Source organism: Clostridium porci (assembly GCF_009696375.1).
GTDB lineage: Bacteria > Bacillota > Clostridia > Lachnospirales > Lachnospiraceae > Enterocloster > Enterocloster porci.
Genome location: NZ_VUMD01000001.1, coordinates 166,706 through 193,312, shown reverse-complemented (window position 1 = coordinate 193,312; position 26,607 = coordinate 166,706). Strand labels below are relative to the sequence as shown.

Below are 26,607 nucleotides of genomic sequence, written 5' to 3'. Positions count from 1 at the left end.
TTCAAAAAGAATCCCCGCTTTCCCATGCAATCAGATCACCCAAAAATTATCGGTGCATACAATTTTCCGATACAGCTCGAATCTGGACCATTTATTAAAGAACTCCGTCCGCTCATTTGCTTTCATATGCTCCAGCTCATACCTGAAATTATCGAAATCCGCTTCGCTTTTAATGTATAAAGCGAATCCACGCTCATCCACAACCGGCAGCCCTGTAAATTGATACGCTTCCAGCGGAATAATATCCTGAATCCTCTGGCTTCGGATTAAAACAGCAACCCTGCTTTCTGCAGCCACAATATCAAAGTAGTCCGGGTATTGATAGCTATCCCCCGCAACCGGCACTAAATCACCTGCATGATAGGTTTTCTCCCCTCCGTTCATCCTGGATAGAGCAGCCTGATCCAGATTAAAATACAGCTCTTCAAATATGTAGCCTCCTGCTTTCAATTCACCCTTTTCAAAATATGGCTTTTCGTCTGCCGCATGATGCACCTCTTCCACAACGCCGCAGGCAGATGTCATATGGGAAACACGGTCAATTAAAATCAGTTCGCCCAGGGTCTTATTTCGCTTAAAAGTATCCACTACTATTTTTTCAGCAAATTCTATGCGGCATAAAGCAATTTCATTCTTTTCAATATAGGGAGCCGGTATCTGCTCTCCTGTATTTACATCTACCTTATAGAAAATTTCCCGTACTGTCCCAGGAAGCTTCCTAGTTCCTAGCTTCACTAGATACTCTTTTCCAACAAAAAGCTTTTCATCATCCATCCACAAAAGAGAGACTGTAACCTGTTTCTCCACCGGCAGCTCCTTCCAGCTAGTAAGCACGCACCCACGGCTTACATCCACCTCTTTATCCAGCTGTATCGTAACCGCTTGCCCCGCAGCTGCCTGCTCCGCCTTTGCATCGCCGTTTAATATTCCCTTTACCGTGGCGGTTTCCTTGCTTGGAAGTGTGGTAACGACATCTCCAACCTGAATTTTGCCACACTCAATCTGGCCCTGAAAGCCTCTAAATTCATGGTTGGGCCTGCACACTCTCTGTACCGGTAGATAAAATACATCCCCTGCCTCCTGCCGGGAGACATCCACTTCCTCCAGATACGATAAAAGAGGCTCCTCTTCATACCATGGCATATTGCCGGAAGCATGGGTTACATTATCTCCCGCTGTGGCACTGACTGGTATTATTTTTACACTGTAAAGACGCAGCTCGTCAGCCAGGGCTTTAATATCCCCTTTCACTTTCTCAAAACGGGCCTGGCTGTAATTCACCAGATCCATCTTATTAACAGCAAATACAAAATACCGGATGCCCATCATAGCGCAGATTCTGGCATGCCTCCTGGTCTGGACGAGAACGCCCTGCTTCGCGTCAATCATAACAATAGCAAGCTGGGCAAAGGAGGCTCCTACCGCCATGTTTCTGGTGTATTCCTCATGCCCCGGCGTGTCTGCCACAATAAAGCTTCTTCTGGCTGTGGTAAAATAGCGGTACGCTACATCAATCGTAATTCCCTGCTCCCGCTCAGCCATCAGGCCATCCAGCAAGAGAGAATAGTCAATCTCCCCACCTCTGGAGCCAATCCTGCTGTCCAGAAGCAGCGCCTTTTCCTGATCCGCATACAACAGCTTTGAATCATACAAAATATGTCCAATCAGCGTTGACTTACCATCATCCACACTTCCGCATGTGATAAATTTTAACAATCCGCTCATTCTAGAAATACCCCTCCCTCTTTCTCTTTTCCATGCTCGCAGCTCCGCCGTCCTTATCAATCACACGGCTGGTCCGCTCAGACTCAACAGAAGCTAAGGTTTCATGAATAATTTCATCCAGCGTCTCCGCATCAGATTCTATACCCCCTGAGAGAGGATAGCATCCCAGGGTACGGAACCGGATCTTTTTCATCTGCGGCACCTCGCCCGGCTCTAAACGCATACGGTCGTCATCTACCATAATGATGTTGCCGTCTCTGTATACCATCGGACGCTCCGCCGCAAAGTATAAGGGCACAATCGGAATCTGTTCGCGCTTAATATACTGCCAAATATCCTTCTCCGTCCAGTTAGAAATGGGAAACACCCGGATGCTTTCTCTCTTATTAATTTCTGTATTATACAGCTTCCACATCTCCGGTCTCTGGTTTTTGGGTTCCCAGGCGTGGGATTCATTTCGGAAGGAAAAAATGCGTTCCTTTGCACGGCTTTTTTCCTCATCCCGCCTGCCGCCTCCAAAAGCAGCCGTAAATCCATACTGATTCAGCACCTGCTTTAAGGCCTGGGTTTTCATAATATCCGTATAGGCGCTCCCATGGTCAAAGGGATTGATTCCCTGTCTAACGCCGTCCTCGTTTATGTATTCCAACATTTCTATGCCAAGCTCTGAGGCCGTTTTATCACGAAATTCTATCATTTCCTTAAATTTCCAGGTTGTGTTTACATGTAAAAATGGAAAGGGAGGTTTTTCCGGGTAAAACGCCTTCATCGCAAGACGGAGCATTACGGAGCTGTCCTTTCCGATTGAATACAGCATCACAGGCTTCTCACACTCTGCCGCCACCTCTCTGATAATATAAATCGCCTCTGCTTCCAGTTCATCTAAATGTGATAATCTGCTCATAAGCAACCGTCCCTCCTAATATTGGTTTGAATTACGTCTATCAAGCTCAATGGTTCTTATATGTCCGTCCAATCCCACAATCTTCCAATGGAGCATATGCCCTTTAGAGGTCACATACATCCTGCTGCCATTCCCTCCTATATCCGCGCCCAAAAAAAACTCAATCGCTCCTGGCGAACATTCCTTTAGGCAGGACGCGCATCCCCAGCAGTCCCTTGGATAATCCATATTGGCCTTTTCCCTTGAAATGGATATTAGAGTTCCCGGACAAACCTCGGCGCACCTGCCGCATCCAACACATTTTTCCTTATTGATCCGAATGCTCATATTCCGCCTCCTTTACAAGCTCTCTCCAAAACGTATGTATTTCGCCGTTTTCCAGCCTTGAGTTCAGATATTTTTCATAATCCGTTTCTGTATCTGGATAATCCAGATGCTCATTAAAGGAATGCCATCTGGTCTCCTTACGCCCGGACAAATGCGCGATTACCGCCAGGCAAACCAGCAGCCTTTCTTTTAATTCATAGGCAAATAAAAGCTCATGCATATTGGAGGCAGCAACAAAATCCGCCTGCTGCTGGAGCCTTATGATCTGATCCCTTGCAATACAAAGCTGTCTTTCATTGTACTGGTAACTGCTGGAAATGCCGCCTGCATACTCATCCATGACCTTCTGCATGGCCTCCTCCAGTTCTTCTATGGTATAAATGGCTCCTTCTTCGTTCAGTATCCGCTCATACTCCTGTAAGATACCATCAGCAAGGGCCCTAATGGAAGCTTCTGTTTTCTCCTCTGAGTCTTCACCTTCCCCAGCTTTTCCTGACAGCTTTTCTATCATATCCAGTGCAGCCAGCTTTCCCTCTGCCAAAGCGCCGGTTACATATTTTTGCGGACAGCCCCCTGCCACATCGCCTGCAGCATAAAGTCCTCTGACCGTAGTCTCTCTTTTTGTGTTAATCCAGTAGCCGCTTGCGGTATGTCCCCCCACAATATAAGGCTCCGTTCCCTGAATCTCCACATCCTGCCCGCTTGGGCCCTTCCCAGCTTCCATCCATTTCAGCGTCTGACTTGGGGCCATGTTCAGATATGCCTTAAGCAGCTCATCCTCCTGCTCCTTACTGATGCCCGTTGTCCTTAGATAGCACGGCCCCCTTCCTGACTGATTCTCCCGAACCGTTCCATACACACGTTCACTGGTGGTAAGACCATACTTTGCTTCATACACCTCTCCCCTCCCGTTTACCTGCTTTGCCCCAACTCCCTGTGCAATGGTTCCTGTGGGGGCAATGGTATCCTTACAGCGAAGCGCTATAAAGCGCATTTCAAAGGTGGTCATTTCCGCTCCGGCCCTTAAGCCCATAGCATAGCCAGCCCCTGTATTAAAGGGGGGATACCACATTTTATGCCTTGAAAATCCCGGATTGTTTGGCCGGTACAGGCCGGAGGCCCCGCCAGTGGCGACCAAAACCGCCTTTGCGGCAATCACATATGCAGTGTTTTCAACCACAGAAAAGCCAACCGCGCCATAGACCCTCCCCTGCTCCACAAGCAAATCCGTAATGTTGATATGGTTGAGCACAGACAGCCCTTCCCCTTCTTCTACCGCCTTTGCTAAAATCGGCTTTATGTTTTCTCCATTTATCTTAATGTTTCGATTGCCCCGAGCAGCGTATGCTCCTGTCTCATCCTTTAAAATAACCAGTCCCAGCTGTTCCAGATCTGCCGTCAATTCATTAAAATGCTCTGCCGCAGACAGAAGTAAATCCTGGCGGACAATTCCTTTTGCGTCCTTCACAGCATAATCCACATAATCCTGGGGCTTTCTTCCCTTTGTAATATACGCATTGATCGCATTTACCCCTGCTGCTAGACAACCGCTTCTCTTAATGTTCGCTTTCTCCACGATGAGTACAGACAGGCTGCTGTTTCGGCTAAGTGTAAGGGCCCCATAACAGCCTGCCGTTCCTCCTCCAATAATAAGCACCTGCGTTTGAAGCTGTTTAACTTCCAATTTCCTTTTCATCTTTTCCATCCCCTGGCCCTTGGATATCAGCAAAGCTGCTGACCAATGCCTCATCTCCCTGTTCTTAATGATAGTTTCTTATTTTGTTACATCATTATAAACCTATTAATATTATATGTAAATAGGTAATTTAAAAATGACAGCATTTTTTTATTAACTGCCCCTTCTGCAAATCAGACAGCCTTACCTTTACATCCGGGCTTCTCCAAGTCTGATTCAAGCAGAAGGCAAAGCAGATGGTGCAGACAGAAGGGAATATATTAACATTGAAAGCAACCTTCCAGATTATGGGCAAATGTATTGAATCTGGCCCTTTTACACATACCGCAAAAAACACGGTTCCAGCAGCTATTAAAAAGCTACATGAAACCGTGTTTTTATTTGGGGTAACAACCTGATGATGCTTCCTTTTCTTTAAAACAGAGTCTGCTGCTCATACTCTGCCAGCTTCTTTAGAAGAACCGGCCTCTGCTCCAGGATACGCATCACAGCCCTGTCATTCAGAACCCATTCCTCAAGCTGATCCCGCTCCAGAATCAGAGGCATTCTGTCATGGACTCCCCTGACCGAAGCATTGGCCCGCGTCGTAAGAATCACGAAACGATCCCCATCCTCAAAGGAACTATAAAAGCCTGCCATGAACATCACCTGCAAATCCATTCTCTGAAAGGTTATCTTCTCCTTACTTCTGTTCCACTCATAAAACCATGCAGCGGGGACAATGACCCGGCGGCAGCGGATTCCCTCGTAAAACATCCGTTTCTCCAACACAGATTCCGATCTAGCGTTGAAGATCACCTTATTTCCAGAAAACCCCGGATATCCCCATCTCTGCCAGGCCGCAGTCAGTCTGTTTCCTTTTTTGAGCAGCACCGGAGCCTGCTTTGCAGGATATACGTCATAGCCCAGCTTATCTCTCCAAAGCCGCTCGTCCAACTCCCGGACTGTGTTTCTGATTTCTCTGGCCGTTTCCTCATCAATATAGTATCTTCCGCACATAGCCTGCTCCTTTCTTCCCTTCGGAAAATGTACATAATGCAGCATTGCACTTTCGCGTGCCACCGAACCAGCGCGGTATCATATCTGGCGATATGATACCATATCCATATCCATCCCAAATCTACAAAAAACCTTACGGATGCTATTATTTCCAGGTCATTCCCTATATATCCTGCTTCTGTCTTACCATTACCGATGCAGACAGGAAATTTTTTCCAAGGCCTTTTCCGATTCCTTTATCCCTTTTATCTCGTCAAATCCCCTGCTTTTTCAATCGGGATTCCTTCAAACAGCTTCAAAAGCTCCGGCGTTACATGCTCCCCGGTAAACACACAAGTTACCGTTCTTCCTCCAGAAAGCACAAGGCTGCCTGTAATTCCCTTTAATGAATGCTCAGGCGGATCATAGAGGTAATTCAGACTGTAGCAATCCTCCTGTGCCATAGCGTCCATCAGCGTCTTTATATCCTTCTGATCCCGAAACTCCAGAAAGCCATCTCCCCTGTAGTTTGGATTCAGCTTCTTGAGAGCCTCCAGCCCCTCTCCCTTGGGCAGATCGCTATAGGAACCAGAGTCGTCCCTTTGAAGTACGGGCAGCACATTCAGCACGACAGAATCTACCTTATCAGGAACAAAATAGGTTCCCGGCAAAATATCCTGCTGTTTAAGAAGGGCTATTGTACGTGTAAAGGAGGGATACACCGGCCAGAAATAGTCATAGTTTTGAGAAAAATTTAATTCCTCCCACGACTGGTAGCTGTAATTCCACCTTAGGTGCTCCTCCAAATCTCCTGCGTTCTTCTGCCGCATGTATTTGGCCGCGGCATCAGTCACAAAGCTGATTCTTCCTAAAGGAAGCTCCGCCATTCGTTCCTCCACACTAAGCTCCATCAAATCTGACTGATAGGCCTCCAGTATCCTCTTCGATATTTCTCTGTCCTCACCTGCGCTCATCATTTGACCTGCCTCACTGTACACTACCTGACACACCTCAGAGGGAGCCTGACCTAAAATATCGTAAAGGCCTTCTTTATACTCCTGACTGCCGTAGATGGCTCTGTATGCATCCATAACAGAGCTGATAGGTATATTCTGATACTCCCGGCTCACCTTCCGACCATCCTTTAGCTCATAGCAGACCGTAATCGTCGTAAAGAATTTTTCCTCCGTCTCTTGTTCACCTTCTTGCTTTCCTGCAAGGAAAACAGCAGTAGGGCCGTCAGCTCCACCTATCGTTGTATAGGAAGCCGCCGCATAGCTTTTCTGAGCATTGCGGCCTTCCAGCCTCCGGTCTCTTCCTTCTAGGGTTCTGTCCCTGCTTTCTTCCACAATTGCAAGCACTGAATCCAGATCCGACAGCTTCATATTATTTTCAATATACACATACATAGGCTTATATTTCATGGTCAGAGCGCCGTCCTCATTCTCTGTAAACTCCGGGCGGCCTCTCCGCTGATGATCCTGTTCTACATCCAGACTTGCAAAAACCACACTTTCCTTCTTTGGAAGATAAGAATCATAGCCATACCAATCAAAGCGGAAGCTTAAAAATAGCAGTATCGTAATCACCAAACTAAGGCCCAACTGAAGCTTATTGGCAAAAAGCTTTTTAAAATCAAAATGATATATAATCTCTATGATACAGTGGGACAAAAGCACTGACACAACTGCTCCGAATATCCCCCATTGCACCCTGTTTTGCAAAATCCAGAAAAACATCCCCCCAGACAAGCCAAAGCCTATTACCATAATCAGCCTGATTGGAGCCTTGCTGCGCCTGAAAGCCATGGCTCTGCCCGCCGCTTCACTTGGCCGTATACGGTACAGCCAAAGGGACAAAAGTGTCAGAGCCGGCACTGCGGCCACCGAACAGAACAGCTCCGGCACATGCTTTCCCAAATCCTTAAGCTTCCAGGAAAGAGCCTCCATATAGATGCTGAAGGGCGAAAGATACTTAACCCCCCACCAGAAAGGCGAGTGCTCGTTGGTCCACATATACCTGGCTGTGGTAACAAAGAACATCTGACAATAGGCAGACAAAAGGAACATAATTCCGGGAAGGAAGAAAAAGAAAACCCCTGCTGCCAGAATCCCCACTACCATGTTGCCTGTCATCATCATGGCAATTACCACTGTGGCATACATCAGCATAAAGTAAAGCATATTGAAAGCCCACCCGCCTGCAAGAGAGCCTGCAATCGCTCCTAATGGCACACCGTAGGCCATGGCTACCACTGTCAGAAGGAGCAGGTTGATTCCATAAGCCACACCGGTCATAAGAATCCCACCCATAAACTGACAGCCAAATAAAGCCTCTCTCTTTACAGGAAGGCTATGATAAAAATCCACCTTCTGCTTATTATGGAGATAAGAAAAGCTGGAAACACCGATTACCAAAGCCGCAACAATCAGAAGAAAGGGCGCAAGCCCGTTGCCAAAGCCCGCCTGGCTCAGTACCACCTCTGTCCTAAGAGAGAGCAGCTTTTCTCTGAACTGGGCTTCCGGTATCGTTCCGTCATTAATAAATGGCCTTTCATTATTAAAGGATACGTAGTTCGTATTCTCTGCGCCCTCCAGGGCCAGAGCCAGCCCGATGGGAAGGGAGAAGAAAAATACCAGAAAGGTCAGGGCAACAGCCCATGTACGCCGTTTTAAATCTTCCTTTAAAAGCTTAGAGAACAAGTTTCCGTATATCATACCCGGCCACCTCCGTTTCACTAATAAATATTTCCTCCAAAGACAGAGGGATGCACTCAAAAAATACCGGATTATAGGAAGACATAATTGCCTCCACCTCATCCCTGCTCCCCCTCACTGTCAAGGTGCAAAGCCTCCCTCTCTCCTCTACGCTCACCTTATCCAGCCCAATCAGATCCTCCGGCTTCATCTCCGGCTGAAGGACACACTGAAGCTTATGAATATTCAGCTTCATAGCATCCAGATCTTTGGAAAGGAGTATCCCTCCCCTGTGAAGAAGCCCCACATGGTCGCAAATATCCTCCAGCTCTCTTAGATTATGAGACGCGATAACAGGCGTCAAATTTCTATCTTCCATATCCGCCGCAAATATGCTTTTTACAGTCTGCCGCATAACCGGATCCAGGCCGTCAAAGGTTTCGTCACAAAAAAGATAATCTGTGTTAGCGCAGACGCCGCAGATAACCGATACCTGCTTTTTCATGCCCTTGGAAAAGGTATGAAGCTTCCGTTTCTCATCCAGGCCAAAATTACTCATCAGCTTGTGAAACCGATTCTCGTTAAAATCCTGGTATACCTTTTTATAGTAATGCATCATTTCCAGCGGAGTGGCGTTGCTGAAAAAATACTGCTCATCGGAAATATAGAAAAACCGCTTTTTAGCCGGAATATTTTCAAACACCTCCTGTCCGTCTATGGTAATGTAGCCCTCGTCAGGCTTCAGTATTCCGCTGGCAAGCCTTAAAAAAGTAGACTTCCCAGCGCCGTTGGTGCCTATCAGGCCGAACACGCTGCCTTCCCTGATGACAGCATTGATACAATCTACAGCCACAATATCCTCAAAGCGTTTTGTAAGATTTACTGCTTCAATCATTCCTCTTTCCCCTTTCTGTAACAGTCTGACGCCTCCTTTGCCTAAGCAGCGCTTCTATCTCCTCCTCTGTCACTCCTATCCTCAGTCCCTCCTCAACAGAGGCGATAAACCGCTCCTTCCACTCCTTCTGAACCGCCGTCCTGATACGGCTGTTATCTGCCACAAAGCTGCCTTTACCCTTAACAGAATAAATATATCCCTGCCGCTCCAGCTCCTGATAAGCCCGCTGGATGGTATTTGGATTAATGGAAAGGTCTGTGGCAATGCTCCGAACAGAAGGAAGCTTGGCATCCTGGGGCAAAATCTCCCGGAATATCAGCTCCTGAAACCGCTCCACCACCTGTTCATATAAAGGTCTCCTGTCCCTGTAGTCCAGCACAATCATCCGTCTCTCCTCCTTTCTACTGCAATATATGTATGGTTATAGCACCTGACAGCCAGTCGGGTCTTTATCCATCTTGCTGCTCAAGCCGTCAGAATGTAAGGAGCAGCGGATATACCGGCTTCATTTCTTACACTTCGCGTCCATTGATTCGACTCCCCATTCGCAGCGTTGGTTTTATGCAGGTTGAACTGCCTCCGGTATGTTCGAGCCACACCACAATAGATAGAAAGGGCAATGAGTCCTTACAGGCTCATTATTCGCTCACATATCTCGCGTGTATTAACCGAACTAATACAGTCATTATAAATTTACCATAGTTCCAAATAAAAAACAATAAAAATTTTTCTTAAGATTCCTTACTGGTATCTTTAAAAGTACTACTGCATATTTTAAAAATTTCTGGTATACTGGTAAGAGATTACAAACAGACTTTAAGGAGGTTTCTATGTCCGGCGCCATGTTCTTTAGTCTGCTGCTAAATATCGGCCTTCTGGTGCTGATCGCAACCCTGTTAACAAAAATACCCGTTGTTCGGAATATGCTTCTGGAGGGCAGCGCCTCCATCGGCTCCAAAGCTGCCCTGACTGTCATTTTCGGATCTGTCAGCATTATATCCACATATACCGGGTTCAGGGCTCAGAGCGCGATTGTAAATACCCGTGTCATAGGAGTCCTGGCCGCAGGCCTTTTGGGCGGTCCCTATGTAGGCATGGGCGCTTCCATGATCGGCGGAGCCCACCGCTATCTTTTTGATATTGGCGGATTTACCGCCCTTTCCTGCGCCCTTTCCACCTTTATGGAGGGATTTATAGGCTCCATCTTTTCCAGGAGGTTTAAATCAGGTAAAATAAACGGCACAGGAATCTTTTTCATTACAGCTCTGGCCGAAGCAGGACAGATGGTAATCATTCTCCTTATCTCCCGTCCTATCTCTGCCGCTCTGGCTCTGATTAAGCTGATTGCTTTTCCTATGATTATAATGAATGCCGTAGGTATGGTTATATTCATCGGAACCCTTAATATGGTATTTATTGAGGAGGACAGCCAGTTCGCGGAAAAAATGCGGCTGGCCCTTGGGATTGCAGAGCAAAGCCTGCCCCATCTGAGAAAGGGATTGTACAGCGCCGCAGATATGGAATCTGCCACTGAAATTATCTATACCTCCACCGCCTGTACTGCGGTAATGATAACAGACACAAAGGAAATACTGTCCATTAAAGGGGACGAATGGTGCAGCCATTTGAAAAGCAGGACTGTGCTTCAGCCAATTCTGGAGTCCATTAAGGATCAAAAACCCACCATTTTCTCCCATGTAGAGAAGATGAATCCGCTGTATCCTGTACTAAAGAATCACATGATTGTAGCCGCGCCTCTCATCAAGCTGGACAAGCCGGTAGGCAGCCTTACCATGATGGTACAAAAGCATTGGCACACCTCCCAGGTTAACCTGAATTTTGCCGTCGAGCTGGCAAAGCTATTTTCAACTCAACTAGAGCTGTCCGATCTGGATTATCAAAGGCAGCTTCGCAGAAAGGCCGAATTTAAAGCCCTTCAATCCCAGGTAAACCCTCACTTCCTCTACAATGCCTTAAACACCATTTCCTATGTATGCCGTGAAAATGCGGACAGGGCCAGAGAGCTGCTGCTAGCCCTCTCCTCCTACTACCGCCAGACTCTGGAAAATGATCAGTACATGTTGGGTATCCACACAGAGCTAAATCATGTAACCAGCTATCTGGAGCTGGAAAAGGCCCGGTTCGAGGAAAAGCTTCAGGTAGAGGTAGAGGTGGAGGCTGGGCTGGACTGCATGGTTCCGGCCTTCATACTTCAGCCTCTTGTGGAAAATGCCATTCGCTACGGCGCAGACAAAAAAGGAAACCGCCATGTGTCAATTAAAGCCCGCACCCAGGGAAGGATGACTGAAATATCTGTAAGTGATAAGGGTCCGGGCATCCCGTTCCAGGTTATCACCAATCTGTTGGCAGGAATATCTGTCTCAGGTGTAGGGCTTATGAATGTACATAAGCGTTTAAAAAGTATTTATGGAGAAGAAAATGGGCTCAAGATAGAAAGCTCTCCGGCCGGAGCCAGGGTATGGTTTTTGGTGCCGGCCCCTTCGTCATTCCTTCACTTACAAGGAAAATAAGGAGATTCTGTTATGAAAATATTGGTAATTGATGATGAACGCCCTGCAAGAAAAGAACTGATCCAGCAGATTCTGGATCTATACCCCGAAAGCCAGATCCAGGAGGCTGACAGCGGCTTTGAGGCCCTGAAATGCATCAGAGGCCAGAACTTTGACCTGATGTTCGTAGATATTAATTTAAATGATATGGAGGGAACGGCGCTGGCAGGCGAAGCCAAGGGGATTCTGCCCTATGCTCAGATTGTATTTGCCACCGCTTATTCCCAATATGCAGTGAAGGCCTTTGAGCTGGAAGCGGACAATTATATTTTAAAGCCCTTTGACCCGGAACGTCTAAAGAGGGTTCTGGAAAAATGTCACAGAGACTATACAACCCTGCTGGAAGCGAAAGGCCGCCAGCTGCAGACAACCGCAAAAGCTCAAGGAGAGGCTTCTCCAGAAGCATTTTCCTCCAACCGCCTGGCCATTAATGTAAGCCGAACCTTCATATTGCTGGATATAGAACAGATTGTATACATAGAAACAGCCGGCCGCAGCTGCATCATTCACACCACCTCCAGAGACTACAGGGAAAACCAGCTTCTGGGAGAATATGAAAAGCGGCTTTCCTCCAAAGTTTTTTTCAGGATACACAAAAGCTATCTGGTCAATCTCAATTACATTGCGGAAATGTTCCCCTGGGCTAACAACAGCCTGGCCCTCAAGTTACAGGGCTTCGAAACAGCCATTCTTCCTATAGGACGGGAAAAGGTTAAGCATCTAAGACAGTTGCTGGGAATTTAGCCTCCATATGGAAAGCACATTTCTACAGCCGTTAACAGCCGTTCATGAACCGAATCAGGATGTTTGTGCACTTGGCTGAACATTTTACTCAAAAACTATTTTATATTGTATATTATTCTAATATAATTGTGTCAAATATAAAGATTCTATAAACTTTTAACAAGGAGGTAGGTTTATGATTAGTTTCTTCGTATGTTTGGCGCTTTTAATCGGAGGTTTTGCAGTTTACGGTAGGGTGGCTGAAAAATCCTTTGGCCCTGACGACCGAAAGCCACCGGCTTTGACTATGACGGACGGAAGTGACTATGTCCCTATGGGCACGGCCCGCATCTTCCTCATACAGCTTCTGAACATAGCAGGCTTAGGCCCTATCTTCGGAGCGCTGGCAGGCGCATGCTGGGGGCCCAGCGTTTTCCTGTGGATTACGCTTGGAACCCTTTTGGGCGGAGGCGTTCACGATTATATGGTAGGCATGATGTCCATGCGTCATAAGGGAGCCAGCGTCTCAGAGCTTGCAGGCACCTATCTGGGATCTGTTATGAAGCAGGTTATGCGGGTGTTTTCCGTAGTTCTGCTTGTATTGGTAGGCGTTACCTTCTCCACTGGACCCGCCAATCTGCTGGCTATGCTTACCCCTCAGGTGCTGGACGCAAAATTCTGGCTGGTTGTGGTTCTGATTTATTACTTTATCGCTACTTTCGTTCCCATTGACAAGGTTATTGGAAAGATTTATCCAATTTTTGGAATCTGCCTGATCATCATGGCATTGGGCGTAGGAGGATCGATCCTCCTCGGCGGCTATCACATTCCAGAAATCACCCTCTCTAACCTGCATCCAAATGGAACTCCCATCTGGCCCGTTATGTTTATATCAGTAGCATGCGGCGCTATCTCAGGCTTCCATGCAACCCAGTCCCCTCTGATGGCACGTTGCCTTACAACTGAAAAGGATGGACGCAAGGTCTTCTACGGAGCCATGGTTGCGGAGGGAATTATCGCTTTAATCTGGGCTGCGGCAGGAGTTGCTTTCTACAACGGCACAGGCGGTCTTTTAACGGCTCTTGGCAACGGCCAGTCCGCAGTTGTATATGAAATCTGCTTTACCCTTTTAGGACCGGTAGGAGCGGTTATCGCTATGATTGGCGTTATCGCCTGCCCTATCTCCTCTGCCGACACCGCATATCGAAGCGCCAGGCTGACCCTGGCGGATTGGTTCCAATATGACCAGAAGCCCGTTAAAAACCGCCTGATTCTTACCATCCCCCTTCTGGGAGTAGGAACCGTCCTCACCCAGATAGATGTACAGATTATCTGGAGATACTTCTCCTGGAGCAATCAAACTCTGGCTATGATCGCGCTCTGGGCTGCCAGCGTTTACTTGTTCCGTAAAAAACGCCTGTACTGGATTACAGCCCTTCCCGCAACCTTTATGTCTGCCGTATCCTGCACCTACATACTCATGGCTGACGAGGGACTTCGTCTTTCAATCGCCATCGCTTATCCCGCAGGTCTTATCTTCGCGGCGCTCTGCTTAGGAACCTTTGTATTCACATGCATTATGGGCAAAGGAAAACACGCAGACGCTTCCTCAGCGGAAGCCCCATACGTCAGCTAGCGCTACAGCTTAGCGTTCAGCTTCTTCTGTAGAAAATCGCCCGGCCTGCCATACAAGAATTAAGGCCGGGCTACAATCCTAAATTGCTTTTATATTCATCCATTACGGAATTAGAATCCAAATCATACAGGGACATCAAATTATGAATTAACTTTGAAAAATTCGATTTGTCAGTCTGCCGATACCCCCTATTTCACAGGTTACTATATTTCCACGTTTCAAGAACCGTGGAGGCGTATACCCCATCCCCACACCAGCCGGTGTTCGGAAATTAATGAACCTGCTGCGACACAACAGAAACACACGGCTCCAAGTGGTTTTATAGCGGTTGGAGCCGTGTGCCATTGTGCAACATTTTCATGGTGCTCTCATTTACGGCACCCTTCTTTTACTTATATTCAGTTTTAAAGTTTAACGGAAAAATTCATGTCCGTCATGTGAAAACAGATAATTAAGATGTCTGTCAAACCATGAAGCCGCGCTTCCAGATCCCTTCCGGTTCATAAAATACAGGGCTCCATTGGAATAATCCTCTCCCTCCAGGGCCCGGTTTACACACTCGATGGTTTCGGCCGTTACCCTGGCTGAATTAATAGCGCCGTTGGATACGGGCTGAAACTGGGATGGCTCGTATACAACTGCTTTGACTGAATCAGGAAATTCATCTGACAGCACACGGTTAATAATAACATTCGCCACCAGTATTTTCCCTTTTTCATCGCAGATGCCTGCCTCTGCCTGAACAATACGCAAAAGCACCTGATAATCCTCCTCTGTATAGGAAATTCTTCTGGCTGCACGCCGTTCCTCCTCAGCCCTTTTCTTAGCTTCCTCAGCCTTCTTTCTGGCCTCAGCTTCCTGCTTCTCCTTTACAATTTGCCTCTGAAGAGCTTCCAGCCGGGCCTGGGCAGCTTCCTGCTGCTCCTGCTGTTTACGGACTTCATTCAGCAGCAGGGCGCCGGCAAGCAGCTGGCCTTCGCTGTCTGTATTTAAAAGTCCGAATTGTACTTTTGCTTCCGTAACCAAACTGCTTCCTTCAACCTCTTCTGTCTCAGGCTCTTCCTCCTGCCGCTCCTCAGAAATAGGAGCCGCCAGTGCATTCTTGCCGCTGCCGCCAAATCCATTGGCTGAAAACGCGATGATGGCAACTACCATCATTCCTGTCATCAGAACGGAAAAAGAACGATACATCTGTTTTTTCACCTTAACTGCCAGTGATTTAACAAACAGTACCACTGATTGAAAGAATGAATGAAATGTAAGCATACATACTCCTCTTTCCTGAAATTCAGAAATTTTTCTGAACTTCAATTCTCATATTTGCCTTCGTGGTATTTTCCCACTTTGTGCATATTTTTCCGGGATGTACGGCTTATTATATGGGATTTGATATTTTCAGTCAATGGACATTTAACATTTTTGTCACATTTTTTACTTGTAAAAATTGACCAGTATATTTTTTTGTATAAAAAGTATTATTTTATGAACTTTTTCATTTGTTAATTATATTTTTTCACCTTTTTATTTTTACATTTTTATTACATTATTGTTAACATTTAATCATAATATACTTTTCCCATTTTTTGTAATCTTGATTATGTAAATTATTTTTTACATATAATATACTATTTTTACTCATTTTTTCCTATATCTTAGAGTGGGAACTTTGTCGAAAAATAGGGCCTGTCACCCACTTTTCCAAAAATAGGCTCATGATTTTGTTTGATTCATCAAAATAATGCTCATGTGCGGTAAAATAACACACAAGAATTAATAGACATCAGCCCGCTATTCCAAATTATATTTTTTATTAGGGCATTTAATTTTGCGGAAATCGTGCGATAAATATAATAAAGCGGATAAAACTCTTTGTTAGACAAACAGAACAAAATTTGTGTTTTTGCAACGATGAAATTTTTTTGGGGATGGGGGGGGTATTATATTTTTGCCAAAAGTGCCGACTATATACTATAAAGGACATTATAGTTTGGTAAGTTTCTGACAATGGCGAATGGAAAAGAGGTGATTGCCTATGAGTTTATTGTACTATCCTTGTTAATATGGCAGCAAATATGCAAACAACAATATTAAATCACACTGAAAGGAGTTGCAATTATGAAAAAACGTATAACATCCCTTTGTCTAATAGTACTGATGCTGTGTGCCATGTGTGGTACATCTATAGCTGCTGCTGAACTTCCTGCTGAAAATATGATTAGCCCGATGTATCTCTATAATGATTACTTCACCGGAGGAACTGGGACGATGAATAGCATGGCTGGCTCTCAGTCCAAAATCTTCAATGCTTCCTCTGGAAGCATCTCAACCAATGCTCGTGTAACAAATGTGGAATTAAATGTTACTGTGAGTAGGGGGAGCATCCCATTTTATATCGTTGTTGAATCCCCGAATGGTTATCAGGCAGAACGATATATAAGCGCCAATGGTAAGGTTGAATTTGATGAGTTTAACGATTTTTACCCGAAAGGCACTTGGAAAATTTATATCTATAATCGTGGTTCTGCATTCACAGATGTTTCTACAGCAACAGCTCGTATAACTGTGAACTATGGCTATGACAGCTATTCTTAAAACAGGGTTTATTGTTATTTGGAGGTGTTCTTATGACGATTACAGGAATGGCACGATTTGTGCAACAAAATTATAAGGTTCAAAATTCGCACTTAACCCCTAAACTTCCAAATGGTTCCTTGCCACCAAAGGGTCATGTTAACCCATATTGTCCGGAGGGAATGGATATTACAGGTCGAACAGATTTCCGCCGCATTATCCCTGTTGACGAGGACGTTGCAAATAAGATAAAATCTTTGGTGTTTGAGAGCATGGAAAAGAACGGCGGCATGAGTGATGGAGAGATTGAAAGCGAAATCATAAAGAATTATGTTATGTCATTGCCGCCCGAAGAACGAGCTGCCGCTGGGTGGACATTAAATCAGATTAGTCTGCAAGAGGCTGACCGATTGGGAGAATATGTACATCAGCGAGACCCCTCATGGAATTGGGGAAAGCCAGTCAAGCCCGGTATCTTGGATGACTACAAATCAGGCATGAATATACTAATATGATGTAGCTGGAATAGTAATATTTGCTACTTTCCATTTGTAGGGGGGGATAGCCCAAAATGCTGCCGCCCTCTTTTATTATTTACAACTGAATATACCCTTCACCGGCGGCACATGAAGCAGTAAATCCGAAAAAGATTTGCTGCTTTTTTTGCGCCCATTTTTGGCAAACCGGGAAAGCGCCGGTACTTATATGTGAGCAAGGAAATTCCCGTTTTCTATCAAACAGCGGACAGAACACAGCTTCCGAAACGCCTTATTGTAGGGAAAGACCAAGCCGCCGGAAAAGTTCCTGCCGGGAAGTCCGTCCATTCTGCCTTTTTGTGGTTTGTAGGTAACAAAGGGAGAACACCAGCCCGCAATCCTTTTGAAAAAACTAGTTGCGATTTCCCGAAAAAGTGGCAGCAGTAAGTGAACGGCAGACTGTCAGTTTTTTAGAGCAAGATTCTACCACAGTACCAAATTTCGCCTACCTGCTCATTTTGTCCTGCGGGAGTCTTGTTGGGGTTGCCACCCCAAGCCCGCCTTTTGCGGCTTGCGCCGCTTGAAAAAATCCACCCAAGAAAGGAAGTTCACAGCCATGAAAAAATGCAACACGCCCCACCGCCGCCGAGTAATCAAAACACGCTTGACCGAGGAAGAATATGCCGAGACTTCTATTACTTCTTTATCGCACACAAGAAAACCTCCAGGGATTTACACATCCCCAGAGGTTTCTTTTTCCTGGCCTTCCGCCTTATCAAATTTTCCTTCTGCCCATGGTATCAGAAAGACCAGTACTTTCGTATAAGGCAGAACCGCTTAAGCTTCACTACTGGCGTGTCGTATATCCGAAGAAGAAGTAACCAAGCGGTGTATAGTACATACCCTTTACGCTGTCATCCAGCATATATTTTTCTACATAGAAGTAGAGAGGCGCATGTACGCAGTCCTGGCCCATCAGTATGTCCTCAGCCTCATGGAATGCTGCCATGCGCTGGGTCTGGTCAGTGGTTGCCTTTGCCTTATCGATTGCCGCGTCATAAGCCGGGTTGGAGTACTGGGAGTCGTTATTGCCGCCGTCTGTATACCACATATCCAGGAAGGAGCAGGGATCGTTGTAATCTGCAATCCAGCCATTACGTGCAATCTGGAAGTCTCCGTCTTTACGGGACTTTAAGAACACGTTCCAGTCCTGATTGCTTAAGGTTACGTTAACCCCCAGCACCTCCTGCCACATGTTCTGTAAAGCCTCGCCGATAGCCTTGTGTCTGTCATCAGTATTATACAGATACTCAACGGTTGGGAAGCCCTCTCCATTTGGATAGCCTGCCTCTGCCAGAAGCTTCCTGGCCTCCTCGCAATTTGCCTCGTAGTCCTCTGGCGCTGCGCTGTAGTAGTCGCCGCCTACGGTACGGAAATCATCTGAACCAGGGCCTGCCGCATCATAGACGCCAGATGGCACGAAAGCGGTAGCAGGAACCTCGCCGGTCTGAGTCACATTCTCTACAATATAGTTACGGTCGATCGCCAGATTGAAGGCCTTACGAATCCTGGGGTCCTGAAAGACCTCATCCTCTGTATTAAAGCATACATAATAGGTGCCGATATGCTTGGCAATCTTCAGCTCTCCGGAAGCCAGGTAGTTTGCGATCTCGTCAGTAGGAAAATTCTTGATGAACTGCAGTTCACCGCTCTTGTAGGCAGCCAGCATAGCGTTGGCATCATCCAGCAAGGTAAATTTAATGGTTTCCGGCCCAAGATTTGCGTAATCATAGTATTCCGGATTTTTCTCAGTCAAAATATACGCGTTGTGAGACCATTCTTTCATCTTATAGGGGCCGTTGCCAATATAAGTAGAAGGATCGTAGGTCCACTCAGCATTGCCCTCCACTATCTCCTGGCGCACAGGGAAGGTAGCAGGAAATGCCATAATCTCCTCAAAGTAGGGGCAGTCATTGTTCAATACAATTTCGAGAGTCCCGTCGTCAACAGCCTTCACAGCCAGGGTGTCAAGATCGGCGCCTTCCTGAACCTCGGAATAGCCCTTTACCATATCAATCATGTAGCAGTAGTCCGCCGCAGTCTCCGGGTTAGCCAGACGCTTCCAGCTATACTCAAAGTCACCGGCAGTTACAGGCTTGCCGTCAGACCATTTTGCGTCTGAGCGAAGCTTTATGGTATAGGTTACGGTACCGTCGTCATTTGCAGCCTTCTCCCAGGACTCAGCCTGTCCGGGGGCCAGAACCGCATTGCCCTTTCCGTCGTCTACCCATTTTACCAAGCCCTCAAACATGTGGTTGAGCATCATAGCGCCGTCAAGAGAGGTATTTAATGCAGGGTCAATGGTCTGCGGCTCGGAAGCCAGACACACCGCTAGCCCGCCGGTTGACGCTGCAGCAGCGCTCTGAGGAGCTGTGGTTCCAGTATCGCTGGTTTCTGCCGCAGTTGTGGTGTCTGCCGTACCGCCGCCGCAGGCTGCCAAAGACAATACCATAGCGGAAGCTAATACAGCAGAAAGAACTTTAGATGCCTTTCTCATAAATAAATCCTCCTTTTTTAATAACATCTTCTCGGAATCTTTTACTCCTGCTTTACAGGCCTTCAGATTCCATATTCAAAAAATCACCTGATTTCTGCCGTAAAAACAGTTCTGCTATAAAGACTTATAAGAAGCCAAAGCTTCCCACCTTACATTTTAAGCAGGTTTGGCTTAAGGTAATTTTTGATATTTCCGTAAGGTCTAGGCGGATATACCGCCCTGGCTGTGGCCCAAACGCTTTAAGGGCGCTCCAGCAAATGGCAGGCTACCCAGTGCTCCGGCTCATATTCCTTAAACTGCGGCTCCAACTGCCTGCATTGCTCCATAGCGTAGGGACATCTTGTATGAAACCGGCACCCTGAAGGCGGATTCATAGGGCTGGGAATATCCCCCTCCAGGACAATTCTCTGCCTCATCCTGCTAAGCTGAGGATCTGGAACCGGAACTGCGGAAAGCAGCGTCTGGGTATAGGGATGCATCGGATGGCGGTTTAATTCATAGCTTTCTCCCAGCTCCACCAAAGAGCCTAAGTACATTACGCCAATCCGGTTGGAAATATGGCGCACCACCGATAAATCATGGGCGATAAACAAATAGGTCAGCCCCAGCTCGTCCTGCATATCCTCCAGCATATTCACTACCTGGGACTGAATGGACACATCCAGGGCAGAAATCGGCTCGTCGCAGACGATAAATTCCGGTTTCACTGCCAGAGCTCTGGCAATGCCCACACGCTGCTGCTGTCCCCCGGAAAACTCATGAGGATAGCGGTTAGCGTGCTCCGTATTCAATCCGACTCGTCCCAGGAGCTCCCTGATCCTGTCGGCACGATCCTGCTTACTTGACGCCAGCTTGTGGATATCGATGGCCTCGCCGATAATTTCTCCTACAGTCATACGCGGATCCAGTGATGCTGAGGGATCCTGAAAGATGATCTGCATCCTCCGGCGATATGGAAGCATATTAACAGATGAAGCCTTTCCCGTTGGCTTTCCATCCTCTCCTAAGGGATTATCATACAATGTGGAGCCGTCATACACGATTTTTCCTCCCGTCGGCTCATGAAGGCGCAGCACCGTCCTGCCAAGGGTGGTCTTTCCACAGCCGGATTCTCCTACCAGCCCCAGGGTTTCTCCCTTTTTTATAAAGAAAGACACGTCCTGTACTGCCTGAACCCCCGCTCCCTTAAGACCCTTAACAGGGAAATATTTTCTTAATTTCGTAACTTCCAGGAGGTTTTTCTCATTACTGCTCATATCCGTTTTCCTCCTTGCTATATTTCTCCTGCACCCGCAGCCAGCAGGCGGACCGGTGATTCTCTCCCAGCTCTACATAGGGAGGCATTTTCTTTAAGCAAATCTTCATGCAGCGCTCACATCTGGGCGCAAAGGGACAGCCCTCCGGCGGGTTTAACATATCCACCGGAGTACCCTCAATAGGCACCAGTCTCTCATAGCTTTCAGCGTCCACCCGGGGCATGGATCGCAGAAGTCCTAGGGTATAGGGATGTCCAGCCCTGTAGAAGATAGCGTCTACAGGCCCCTGTTCTACGATCTTTCCGGCATACATAACCGATACCTTATCACAGATGTCCGCCACTACCCCCAGATTGTGAGTGATGAAAATAATTCCCATCTTCGTTTTTTTCTGTATATCCTTCATCAGCTCCAGAATCTGCGCCTGTATGGTTACATCCAAAGCCGTAGTAGGCTCGTCGGCAATGAGAAGCCTGGGATTGCAAATCAATCCCATAGCAATCATCACGCGCTGCCTCATACCTCCGGAAAACTCATGAGGATATTGCTTCATCCGCTTTTCCACATTATTAATGCCTACCATCTCCATCATCTCCATAGCGCGCTGCCTGGCCTCGTTCCTGGAAACAGCCTTGTCATGGGCGTGAAGGGCTTCTACAAGCTGGTTTCCCACCGTATACACCGGATTTAAGCATGTCATAGGGTTCTGGAAAATCATAGACACACGATTGCCCCGAAAACTTGTCATTTCTTCTTTTGAAAATTTAAGTACATCCTGCCCCTCGAAGATGATGGAGCCGCCTGTAACCCTGCCTGGGGACTGCAACAGTCCCATGATAGAATAAGCCTCCTGGCTCTTGCCGGAACCGGACTCTCCCACCACTCCCATCACTTCTCCGTAGTTCAAACTATAGGAAATACCGCCCACCGCCTTTACCTCTCCTGCCGGAGTAAAGAAGGAGACGTGCAAATCGTTTACTTCCAGCAATTTCTGGTTCTTGTTCATATCAGACATCGTAGGTCTCCTCCTCTCTATTTCTTAAGTTTGGGGTCTAGAGCATCCCGCAGGCCGTCGCCAAATAAATTAAAAGCCAAAATCATAATGCTTAATACCAGGGACGGGATAATCAGCCTGTAGGTATAGGTATACATACCGCTCAATGCATCCGTCGCCATAGAGCCTAAGCTCGGAAGAGGCGCAGACACGCCTACGCCCAGGTAGGACAAAAAGGACTCTAGAAAAATAGCGGAGGGGATCTGCAGGCAGGTGGTCACTACAATTTGTCCGATGCAGTTTGGAAGCAGGTGCCTGCGTATGATACGTCCGCCGGAAGCCCCCAGAGCTTTGGCCGCCGTTACATACTCCTGCTGCTTTAGCTGAAGGACCTGTCCGCGGATAATACGGCTCATAGTCACCCAGTATAGCATGCCAAAAGCAATAAACATAGAAATCAGATTTGGCCCAAGTACGGATACAAAGCTTTTTAAGGGGCCGCTCCCTGTATTAATATATTCCGTCAGGATAGGCTTCATTGCTGTGGCAATCAATAGCACCACCAGCATCTCCGGTACGGAATAAATTACCTCAACAATACGCTGCATGACAGCGTCTACCTTACCTCCGCAGTAACCGGACACAGCGCCGTAGGTTGCTCCGAGGATCAGTACCAGGAGGGCGGCAAAAAAGCCTACGCTCATAGATACCCTTGCGCCGTACATCACCCGGACAAGAATATCACGCCCATATATATCGGTTCCGAAAATATGAGGAAATACGTTTTCTCCATTTGCCTTCCTCTGTAATTCCTCTGTGGAATATCCGAATAATTTTTTTCTGATGCCCAGCTCCTTCTTCAACGCCTCTAAAACAGCCGCCTCATCTTCCTTGGAAGTATTCGTTCTTGCCGCTTTAGCCTTAGCCCGGATCTTGGCACGATCCACGGAGGTCAGTTCCTTACCCTGGGCAGCCGCTTGTGCCTCCGCCTCAGCAATCATATCCTCAACGCTCTTATTCTGACTAGAGGTTCTTGCTGCCAGCTCCTCCTGAAGCCGCTTCTGATCCTCTAAAGCGTAGTGGGTGGGATGAAGGTTCTCAGCGCCCTTATTAAACTGATCATACCCATAGGGCACCAGGTAGGGGCCGGCAAAGGCAAACAGCACCAGAAAAATAATCACCCCAAGAGCTATCATGGCAACCATATTCTTTTTCAGCCTTCTCCATGCGTCCTTCCAATAAGAAACGCTCTGTCGCTCCTGAATAAACTCCTCCTTCTCCAGTTGAGTGGCAGGCGCAAAATCTTCAGGGCTTAAGGTATTCCATTCCAGCATACCTTCGATATCCGGCTGTAACGTCACCGGGCAGCGTTTCATTTTCTTCTCTCTTGCCATGATCATTCACCCCCTCCCCCTGTTAAATTGATACGTGGATCTGCTATTTTATACAATATATCTACCACCATATTCATGAGGATAATAAAGCTTGCCAGAAATACGGTAGTTCCCATAATAACCGGATAGTCCCTGTTTTGAATCGACTGCACAAAATAACGGCCCAGTCCCGGAATAGAGAACACGCTCTCTACCACAAAGCCCCCGCAGAGCGTAAATGCAACCTGAGGACCTAAATATGTAATAACAGGAATCAGAGCATTCCTCAAGGCATGCTTGAAAATAATCCTGTTGTTTTTAAGCCCCTTCGCTCTTGCCGTCTTGATAAACTCCTGATTTAACGCATCCAGCATGGCAGAGCGAGTCTGACGGGCTGTATAGCACATGGGATAGAAGCTCAACGCCAGGCACGGAAGTATATAGGCCCTCGCCCCCTGGGACGCATCAAAAATAGTGGGGAAAAATTTTAACGCCTGAACACCTCCCGCAAATACCACCAAAAGAATAGATGCCACTACAAAGCTGGGCATGGAAATACCCAGGGTACAGATCACACGTAAAATGCTGTCGGTAATTTTTCCGCGCTTAAAGGCAGCGAAACAGCCAAGAGGTACCCCCGCCAGCACGGCCCAACACAGGGCAATGGCGCCAACCTTTGCAGAAACAGGAAACATTTCTTTTATAATACTTAAAACCGCCCTGTCTTTCTGCATCTTTAAGGATACGCCAAAATCTCCCCTCAACAAGTTCTGGAGATATTTCCCAAGCTGCACATATACTGGTTTGTCCAGTCCGTATTTTGCGTTTAAGGCAGCCAGCGTAGTCTCTGAGGGTGATTTCTCACTTAGCCACGGGCTTCCTGGAACCGCATTCATCAAAAGGAAGGTCAGACAAGCAACCAAAAAAATGGTGACAAGGGCCATCCCTAAGCGTTTCGCTATGTATTTACTCATTTTTTCACATCCTGTTTCTTTCTAGTTTTATCTTTGCCCCGGAATCTCTCTGCCTTAAGCGCTCTCAGGCAATTACCTTGACCGGACACTTCTCTGCACACTTACCGCAGTTGGTACATTTTTTATAATCAATCACAGCCAAATTATTGTCCATATGAATGGCATCAAATTCACACTGCTTGGTACAGAGAGTACAGCCAATGCAGCCGGCTGAACATACGGCTTTTACATCTTTGCCCTTTTCGTGAGAACTGCACCTCACCAAATGCTCTGCCCTGTAAGGAACCAACTCTATCAGCAGGTTTGGACATGCCGCCACGCACTTGCCGCAGGCCACGCATTTCTCCTTATCCACAACAGCCACTCCGTCTACTACATGGATCGCGTCAAAGGCGCAGGCCTTTACACAGGAGCCGTATCCCATACAGCCAACATTGCAGGCCTTCTCACCGGCTCCGGGAACAACGGCTGCCTTCCTGCAGTCGTCCACTCCATAGTAGTTGTATTGAACCTTGGCCTTATCACAGGTGCCGCTGCATTTTACAAAGGCAACTCGCTTCTCAGTACTGCCGCCTGAGACTCCCATAATCTCACCAATTCTAGCGGCTACATCAGGTCCCCCTACAGGACAGGCTCCTGGCTTTGCCTGACCGGCTGCTATGGCCTTTGCCAGGCTGTCACAGCCAGCATACCCGCAGCCGCCGCAGTTATTGCCCGGCAGCTCGTTGCGAACCAGAATTTCCCTCTCATCTATTTCTACCTTAAACCTCTCGCTGGCAACACCCAGAAAGACACCAATCAATATGCCAAGAATGCCCACCACCGCTGCCGCTGTCAAAATACCTGTTACCATTTTCCTTCTCCTCCTTCTATATTAATCCGGAAAATCCGAAAAATGCGATTGCCATCAAGCCTGAAGTAATCAGAACAATCGGCGATCCCTGAAATGAATGGGGTATGTCATTATACTGGATCTTCTCACGAACACCCGCCAGCATAATGATCGCAATGGTAAAGCCTACGGATATGCCTATGCCATTTACAACGCTCTGAACAAAGCCGTAAGCTTTCTGCACGTTTGTAAGAGCAACGCCCAGAACCGCGCAGTTGGTGGTAATCAGCGGCAGGTATACGCCCAGAGCCTCGTAAAGCGAGGGCATAGATTTCTTTAAGAACATTTCCACAAACTGAACCAGAGCCGCGATTACCAGGATAAATACGATGGTCTGAAGATACTCCAGCTTCAGCGTTACCAGGATTCCCGTGTACACCAGATTGGTTACGGCAGACGCAATGGTAATAACAAAAATTACGGCTGCGCCCATACCGGCTGAGGTTTCCACCTTCTTAGAAACCCCAAGGAATGGACAGAGTCCCAAAAACTGGCTTAACACCACATTATTTACCAGAGCGGAGCCAATGGCAATTAACAATAATTCTTTCATTTATCCACCCTCCTAATCATCTTTCCTAGAAGCAGATGCCTTAAGCTCTGCCTCCTTCCTGGCCGCTGCTGTCTTCCCAGCTGCCAGGGACTCCTCTTCAGCCTGTCTTTTTCTGGTATCCAGTATCTTATGGTTTTCCATACAGGTGGAGCCGGTACATTCCAAGCAGCTTCCGCCGCAGGACAGCCTGGATTTAGGCCCGGAACCGTTGGTTGCGCAAGGAGCCTTAAACTTATTCTGCAGCGCCGTCAAGATAGCCAGCACAAAGAACGCTCCCGGAGCCAGCACAAAGATTGCGATATGATAGTCCTCAGGAATCAGCATTTTACCAAATACAGCGCCGGAGCCTAAAAGCTCCCGCACAAAGCCAATACAGGTAAGGGCGATGGTAAAGCCCAGCCCCATACCGATTCCGTCAAAGGTAGATACCAGAGAGCCATTCTTTGACGCATAGGACTCCGCGCGGCCAAGGATAATACAGTTTACTACAATCAGCGGTATATAGATACCAAGAGCGGAGTACAGGCTCGGCACATAGGCCTGGAGCAGCAGCTGCACAATGGTAACCAGGGATGCCACTATCACTATGTATGCCGGAATACGCACACGATCCGGAATCACCTTACGCAAAGCTGATATAATCATATTAGAAAACATTAAAACCACGGTTGTGGAAAGCCCCATTCCAATACCGTTAACAGCTGATGTTGTAACGGCTAGAGTCGGACACATCCCCAGCATCAGAATAAAGGTAGGGTTTTCTTTCACAATACCGTTATATAAACGCTCTGTACATTTATTCATGCTCCCG

24 protein-coding genes and 1 pseudogene are annotated in these 26,607 nt (G+C 47.1%); 6 read left to right on the top strand and 19 right to left on the bottom strand.

Annotated features, from left to right (window positions below; all coding sequences use genetic code 11):
* Positions 1-30: 30 nt before the first annotated feature.
* From FYJ39_RS00885 to FYJ39_RS00870, 4 genes are read right to left on the bottom strand one after another with little or no spacing between them, the layout of a single operon-like run.
* Positions 31-1,725 carry a sulfate adenylyltransferase subunit 1 gene (locus FYJ39_RS00885; protein ID WP_154470584.1) on the bottom strand — a complete coding sequence of 565 codons (1,695 nt, stop codon included), beginning with the start codon at positions 1,723-1,725 and terminating at the stop codon, positions 31-33.
* 1 nt (position 1,726) lies between these two features.
* On the bottom strand, positions 1,727-2,629 hold the full coding sequence (gene cysD, locus FYJ39_RS00880; protein WP_154470583.1) for a sulfate adenylyltransferase subunit CysD: 903 nt from the start codon (positions 2,627-2,629) through the stop codon (positions 1,727-1,729).
* Positions 2,630-2,644: 15 nt separating this feature from the next.
* Positions 2,645-2,956, bottom strand: coding sequence for a 4Fe-4S dicluster domain-containing protein (locus FYJ39_RS00875; protein ID WP_154470582.1), 312 nt, complete (start codon positions 2,954-2,956; stop codon positions 2,645-2,647).
* A complete protein-coding gene (locus FYJ39_RS00870; protein WP_154470581.1) occupies positions 2,937-4,652 on the bottom strand; it encodes an adenylyl-sulfate reductase subunit alpha in 1,716 nt (571 codons plus the stop codon). The genes FYJ39_RS00875 and FYJ39_RS00870 overlap by 20 nt, the downstream gene beginning before the upstream one ends.
* A 236-nt stretch (positions 4,653-4,888) precedes the next feature.
* Between FYJ39_RS00870 and FYJ39_RS00865 the strand changes: the two genes are divergently transcribed.
* The gene (locus FYJ39_RS00865; protein ID WP_154470580.1) at positions 4,889-5,050 is read left to right on the top strand and encodes a hypothetical protein; all 162 of its coding nucleotides are present in this window, start codon (positions 4,889-4,891) and stop codon (positions 5,048-5,050) included.
* Between the two features lie 16 nt (positions 5,051-5,066).
* Here the strand turns inward: FYJ39_RS00865 and FYJ39_RS00860 are convergent, their stop codons facing one another.
* From FYJ39_RS00860 to FYJ39_RS00845, 4 genes are all read right to left on the bottom strand, one after another.
* Entirely contained in the window at positions 5,067-5,651 is a 585-nt protein-coding gene (locus FYJ39_RS00860; protein WP_154470579.1) for an SOS response-associated peptidase, read from the bottom strand.
* 245 nt (positions 5,652-5,896) lie between these two features.
* Positions 5,897-8,347, bottom strand: a complete 2,451-nt coding sequence (locus FYJ39_RS00855) for a DUF6449 domain-containing protein (RefSeq protein ID WP_154470578.1) — start codon at positions 8,345-8,347, stop codon at positions 5,897-5,899.
* Entirely contained in the window at positions 8,322-9,221 is a 900-nt protein-coding gene (locus FYJ39_RS00850; RefSeq protein WP_154470577.1) for an ABC transporter ATP-binding protein, read from the bottom strand. The genes FYJ39_RS00855 and FYJ39_RS00850 overlap by 26 nt, the downstream gene beginning before the upstream one ends.
* Positions 9,214-9,606: a GntR family transcriptional regulator gene (locus tag FYJ39_RS00845; RefSeq protein WP_154470576.1), complete on the bottom strand. Its 393-nt coding sequence runs from the start codon at positions 9,604-9,606 to the stop codon at positions 9,214-9,216. The genes FYJ39_RS00850 and FYJ39_RS00845 overlap by 8 nt, the downstream gene beginning before the upstream one ends.
* Positions 9,607-10,051: 445 nt before the next feature.
* Here FYJ39_RS00845 and FYJ39_RS00840 point away from each other — a divergent pair, with 445 nt between their 5' ends.
* The 3 genes from FYJ39_RS00840 (at position 10,052) to FYJ39_RS00830 (ending at position 14,150) form a co-directional block, all read left to right on the top strand.
* Complete coding sequence (locus FYJ39_RS00840) at positions 10,052-11,752, top strand: LytS/YhcK type 5TM receptor domain-containing protein (RefSeq protein ID WP_154470575.1); 1,701 nt, start codon at positions 10,052-10,054, stop codon at positions 11,750-11,752.
* Positions 11,753-11,764: 12 nt separating this feature from the next.
* The gene (locus tag FYJ39_RS00835) at positions 11,765-12,535 is read left to right on the top strand and encodes a LytR/AlgR family response regulator transcription factor (RefSeq protein WP_154470574.1); all 771 of its coding nucleotides are present in this window, start codon (positions 11,765-11,767) and stop codon (positions 12,533-12,535) included.
* Positions 12,536-12,710: 175 nt separating this feature from the next.
* A complete protein-coding gene (locus FYJ39_RS00830) occupies positions 12,711-14,150 on the top strand; it encodes a carbon starvation CstA family protein (protein ID WP_154470573.1) in 1,440 nt (479 codons plus the stop codon).
* Positions 14,151-14,297: 147 nt separating this feature from the next.
* Here the strand turns inward: FYJ39_RS00830 and FYJ39_RS21435 are convergent.
* Positions 14,298-14,414 (bottom strand): annotated as a pseudogene (locus FYJ39_RS21435) (fumarylacetoacetate hydrolase family protein); the annotation flags it as partial.
* 147 nt (positions 14,415-14,561) lie between these two features.
* On the bottom strand, positions 14,562-15,416 hold the full coding sequence (locus tag FYJ39_RS00825; protein WP_154470572.1) for a cell wall hydrolase: 855 nt from the start codon (positions 15,414-15,416) through the stop codon (positions 14,562-14,564).
* Between the two features lie 849 nt (positions 15,417-16,265).
* Here FYJ39_RS00825 and FYJ39_RS00820 point away from each other — a divergent pair.
* Entirely contained in the window at positions 16,266-16,742 is a 477-nt protein-coding gene (locus FYJ39_RS00820) for a hypothetical protein (RefSeq protein WP_235919692.1), read from the top strand.
* 32 nt (positions 16,743-16,774) lie between these two features.
* A complete protein-coding gene (locus FYJ39_RS00815; protein WP_154470571.1) occupies positions 16,775-17,236 on the top strand; it encodes a DUF3879 family protein in 462 nt (153 codons plus the stop codon).
* 474 nt (positions 17,237-17,710) lie between these two features.
* On the opposite strand, the gene FYJ39_RS20395 is transcribed toward FYJ39_RS00815, so the two are convergent.
* The 9 genes from FYJ39_RS20395 to rsxE form a co-directional block, all read right to left on the bottom strand.
* Positions 17,711-17,911 carry a hypothetical protein gene (locus tag FYJ39_RS20395; RefSeq protein ID WP_195840349.1) on the bottom strand — a complete coding sequence of 67 codons (201 nt, stop codon included), beginning with the start codon at positions 17,909-17,911 and terminating at the stop codon, positions 17,711-17,713.
* A gap of 133 nt (positions 17,912-18,044) precedes the next feature.
* Entirely contained in the window at positions 18,045-19,754 is a 1,710-nt protein-coding gene (locus FYJ39_RS00800; RefSeq protein WP_154470569.1) for a peptide ABC transporter substrate-binding protein, read from the bottom strand.
* 239 nt (positions 19,755-19,993) lie between these two features.
* Entirely contained in the window at positions 19,994-21,010 is a 1,017-nt protein-coding gene (locus FYJ39_RS00795) for an ABC transporter ATP-binding protein (protein ID WP_154470568.1), read from the bottom strand.
* A complete protein-coding gene (locus tag FYJ39_RS00790; RefSeq protein ID WP_353847288.1) occupies positions 21,000-22,016 on the bottom strand; it encodes an ABC transporter ATP-binding protein in 1,017 nt (338 codons plus the stop codon). The genes FYJ39_RS00795 and FYJ39_RS00790 overlap by 11 nt, the downstream gene beginning before the upstream one ends.
* A 26-nt stretch (positions 22,017-22,042) precedes the next feature.
* The gene (locus FYJ39_RS00785) at positions 22,043-23,398 is read right to left on the bottom strand and encodes an ABC transporter permease (protein ID WP_154470566.1); all 1,356 of its coding nucleotides are present in this window, start codon (positions 23,396-23,398) and stop codon (positions 22,043-22,045) included.
* A gap of 2 nt (positions 23,399-23,400) precedes the next feature.
* Entirely contained in the window at positions 23,401-24,351 is a 951-nt protein-coding gene (locus FYJ39_RS00780) for an ABC transporter permease (protein ID WP_154470565.1), read from the bottom strand.
* A gap of 64 nt (positions 24,352-24,415) precedes the next feature.
* Positions 24,416-25,204, bottom strand: a complete 789-nt coding sequence (locus FYJ39_RS00775) for an RnfABCDGE type electron transport complex subunit B (protein WP_154470564.1) — start codon at positions 25,202-25,204, stop codon at positions 24,416-24,418.
* Positions 25,205-25,220: 16 nt separating this feature from the next.
* Positions 25,221-25,796, bottom strand: a complete 576-nt coding sequence (rsxA, locus tag FYJ39_RS00770; RefSeq protein WP_154470563.1) for an electron transport complex subunit RsxA — start codon at positions 25,794-25,796, stop codon at positions 25,221-25,223.
* Between the two features lie 12 nt (positions 25,797-25,808).
* Positions 25,809-26,600: an electron transport complex subunit RsxE gene (gene rsxE, locus FYJ39_RS00765; protein ID WP_154470562.1), complete on the bottom strand. Its 792-nt coding sequence runs from the start codon at positions 26,598-26,600 to the stop codon at positions 25,809-25,811.
* Positions 26,601-26,607 lie beyond the last annotated feature (7 nt).